The sequence below is a fragment of the Nitrobacter sp. 62-13 genome (genome assembly GCF_001896955.1).
Taxonomy (GTDB): Bacteria; Pseudomonadota; Alphaproteobacteria; order Rhizobiales; family Xanthobacteraceae; genus Nitrobacter.
This window is the reverse complement of the sequence record NZ_MKRN01000061.1, coordinates 1-3,207: the sequence shown is the minus strand read 5'-3', so window position 1 is coordinate 3,207 and position 3,207 is coordinate 1. Positions and strand designations below refer to the sequence as shown.

Sequence of the window (3,207 nt, the reverse complement as noted above, 5' to 3'; positions counted from 1 at the left end):
AAACGAGGATATCCGCGGTGCGGACGGCGTCGATGAGCTGTTCCGGCGTCATCGGCCGGTCGTCGAGATTGAGCCGCGCGTCAAACAGTTCGCGCATGCGGGTCTCGATCGAGTCGGGCAGTTTGCGCGTGACGACAACCAGAGGCTTCTTCTTTACCGACATCTCTTGCCCTCTAGTGTTGCGTTTTTTGTTGCGATCTCGAAACGACTCCGAAGCAGTCGCGCAATCCGGTGAATTCAGGTTCGTCCGATGGACCGTTCAGTCCCCGTTAACCCGCTTGTTCGAAACTGCAGCCGCCTGCAGATCTCAGCGTTTGTCGCCTTGGTTTCCGGGGGCGCTTGCATGTTCCGTGCAAGTTTCCCAGGCTCCCGTTCGCCGGGTGTCTGGTCCTCTCTAGCAGAAGGCCGGGCCAAGACAAGAACCCCGGGTCCGGAACACGGACCGGCCGGGATCGGGCGGCGAAATGGTCTCGAAGGGCGGGGGTGACGATGGGGAAACGGCTTTTCACGTCCATGGTGTTCGCAGCCGCGATGCTTGGCGCGGCCGGCCTTGAAACAGCCGCCAACGCCAAGGATTCCGCGCTGTCCACGAGCGGGCTTCCGATTCCGCGTTATGTCAGCCTGAAGTCCGATCACGTGAACGTCCGCGCCGGCCCGACCAAGGACAACGACGTCGCCTGGATATACACCAAGGCCGGACTGCCGGTCGAAATCACCGCCGAGTTCGAGAACTGGCGCCGCATCCGCGATTCGGAAGGCGCCGAGGGCTGGGTCTATCACTCGCTGTTGTCCGGTCGTCGCACCGCGGTCGTTACGATGAAGACCAAGGACGATCTGGCGCAGCTCTATTCCAGCGCCGATACGCAGAGCGCGGTGGCGGCCCGCCTGCAGGCCGGCGTCGTGGCGCAGGTCAAGCATTGCGCGACGGGATGGTGCCATATTGCGGGGAATGGTTTCGACGGCTGGATCCAGCAGCAGCGGCTGTGGGGCGTCTACGCCGACGAAAAAATCGATTGAGATAATCCGGCCGTCATCGGGGGATCATCTCGGTTGGACCGCCCGTTGCAAAAACAAATGCCCGGCGAAAGGCCGGGCACGATGAACACCGATCAAATTGCCAAGACGGGAATCATCGCTTCTTGCGCAGCCGCACCACCATGTCGATACGGCTGATCTCGTAACCCTCCGGTATGTTCGGCATCGTCTGCAACACCAGATGCGGATCCGGGATGTCGACCAGCTCGTGATTGTTCTCGAGATAGAAGTGGTGATGCGAGGTGACGTTGGTATCGAAATAGGTCTTGGTGCCGTCGACGCTGACCTGCCGCAGCAGTCCGGCGTCGGTCAACTGGTTGAGCGTGTTGTAGACCGTGGCGAGCGAGACCGGAACCTTGGCGATGGTCGCTTCTTCGTAGAGCATTTCCGCGGTGAGATGGCGCGCGCCCTTGCCGAACAGCAGCCAGCCAAGGGCCATGCGCTGCCGTGTCGGCCGCAAGCCAACCGACTGCAGCATTTCGTTGACGTCATGCCACGGGCAACCCGTCAGTGTCGGCTGGCGTCCGTGACGGATCGCCGCAACTTCGAGTTCTTCCTCGGCCACCATCACGATATTTTCGTTCGTACTCACGCCATGCACCCGAAGCTGTTCACGCCAATAGACTTTCCGCAAGAAAACTATAGAAAGAAGGGTGCTTAGATGCAAGTTTTTCGCAACTAGAACGGCTCCAAACTAGCTTATCGGCAACGGATTTCGTCGGGTCAAATCAAAAAACTGCTAATACATACAGTATGATAGGATCTATCAGGGTCCTTTTGGGCCGACAGCGCAGCGACCGACGGTCGCAGGGCCTTCTTTGGTAAACCGCTCAAGCAAGCATCAGACCCGGGCAGCGCACGAATCAAAAGTCCGCCAACATTTCCTTGATTCGTGGCCTGCATCGGAAGACATGCGATCGGTGCAAGCCGAACGACGGCCTCGCTTTGCCCCCCTCCGGACCCTGTGATAGAGAGCCCGCGGCGCCGATCCAGGAACCGGCGCATGTCTCAGGCGAAAGCCACACGTTTCGCGTGCCTCGTGGAACGTCACTCCTCGATGAAAGAAAGGCCAGACAGGATGCAGGATCGGCGCAGCAGCTACGATTATGAGGGTTTGCTGGCTTGCGGCCGGGGCGAACTGTTCGGACCTGGAAATGCCCAGTTGCCGTTGCCGCCGATGCTGATGTTCGACCGGATCACCGAGATCAACGACGATGGCGGCGAATTCGGCAAGGGATTGATCCGCGCCGAACTCGACGTGAAACCGGATCTCTGGTTCTTCGGCTGCCACTTCAAGGGCGACCCTGTGATGCCCGGCTGCCTCGGCCTCGACGCGCTGTGGCAGATGGTTGGATTTTATCTCGGCTGGACCGGCGGCGAAGGCCGTGGCCGCGCACTGGGTCTGGGTGATCTGAAGTTCACCGGTCAGGTGCTGCCGCATATCAGCAAGGTCGTGTACAATGTCGACATCAAGCGCGTGATGCGCTCGAAGCTGGTGCTCGGGATTGCAGACGGGTGGCTTTCCGCCGACGGCGATATTATCTATCGCGCGAGCGATTTGAAGGTCGGTCTGTTCAAGCAGGATGCCGCGCCGGGTGCATGAGAGCCCGCGATGATGAATGAGGACGGCTTCGGCCGGTCGACGCGGGTTTCGGATTTTTGACGAGGTGCCTTCATGAGACAGCGTAATCAGAGTGCGAGGAGATCATGAGGCGGGTCGTCGTCACGGGGATGGGCATTGTCTCGTCGATCGGAAACAACACTCAGGAAGTGCTGTCGAGTCTGTATGATGCCAAGTCCGGCATCACGCGCGCGGACAAGTATGCCGAACTCGGTTTTCGCTCGCAGGTGCAGGGTGCGCCGACGCTCAATCCGGCCGAGGTCGTCGATCGCCGCGCGATGCGTTTTCTGGCGGAGGGCGCGGCATGGAATCATGTCGCGATGGAGCAGGCGATCCGCGACTCGGGCCTGGAGCCCGGCGACGTCTCCAACGAGCGAACCGGTATCATCATGGGTTCCGGCGGCCCGTCCGCGCGCACGATCGTGGAAGCGGCCGACATCACCCGAAGCAAAGGACCGAAACGGGTGGGTCCGTTCGCGGTGCCCAAGGCGATGTCGTCCACCGCATCGGCGACACTCGCAACGTGGTTCAAGATCAAGGGCGTCAACTAC

At 60.5% G+C, this 3,207-nt stretch carries 4 protein-coding genes and 1 pseudogene; 3 read left to right on the top strand and 2 right to left on the bottom strand.

The window, feature by feature from the left end:
- Positions 1 to 163: pseudogene (locus BGN91_RS06215) on the bottom strand (D-glycerate dehydrogenase); the annotation flags it as partial.
- 350 nt (positions 164 to 513) lie between these two features.
- Here BGN91_RS06215 and BGN91_RS06210 point away from each other — a divergent pair.
- Positions 514 to 1,017, top strand: coding sequence for an SH3 domain-containing protein (locus BGN91_RS06210; RefSeq protein ID WP_292611483.1), 504 nt, complete (start codon positions 514 to 516; stop codon positions 1,015 to 1,017).
- Between the two features lie 112 nt (positions 1,018 to 1,129).
- Here the strand turns inward: BGN91_RS06210 and irrA are convergent, their stop codons facing one another.
- Positions 1,130 to 1,603, bottom strand: a complete 474-nt coding sequence (irrA, locus tag BGN91_RS06205) for an iron response transcriptional regulator IrrA (protein WP_292611481.1) — start codon at positions 1,601 to 1,603, stop codon at positions 1,130 to 1,132.
- A 510-nt stretch (positions 1,604 to 2,113) separates the two neighbouring features.
- Between irrA and fabA the strand changes: the two genes are divergently transcribed.
- Together fabA and BGN91_RS06195 are read left to right on the top strand one after the other, a co-directional pair.
- The gene (fabA, locus tag BGN91_RS06200; RefSeq protein ID WP_292611479.1) at positions 2,114 to 2,638 is read left to right on the top strand and encodes a 3-hydroxyacyl-[acyl-carrier-protein] dehydratase FabA; all 525 of its coding nucleotides are present in this window, start codon (positions 2,114 to 2,116) and stop codon (positions 2,636 to 2,638) included.
- A 104-nt stretch (positions 2,639 to 2,742) separates the two neighbouring features.
- Positions 2,743 to 3,207, top strand: a 465-nt coding sequence (locus BGN91_RS06195) for a beta-ketoacyl synthase N-terminal-like domain-containing protein (RefSeq protein WP_292611478.1), incomplete at its 3' end; no start/stop codon positions are given.

What these genes read in the sequence shown, in the direction of transcription:
- BGN91_RS06210 (WP_292611483.1), top strand. Translation starts at nt 514, where the DNA reads ATGGTGTTCGCAGCCGCGATGCTTGGCGCGGCCGGCCTTGAAACAGCC.
- irrA (WP_292611481.1), bottom strand. Translation starts at nt 1,603, where the DNA reads ATGGTGGCCGAGGAAGAACTCGAAGTTGCGGCGATCCGTCACGGACGC.
- fabA (WP_292611479.1), top strand. Translation starts at nt 2,114, where the DNA reads ATGCAGGATCGGCGCAGCAGCTACGATTATGAGGGTTTGCTGGCTTGC.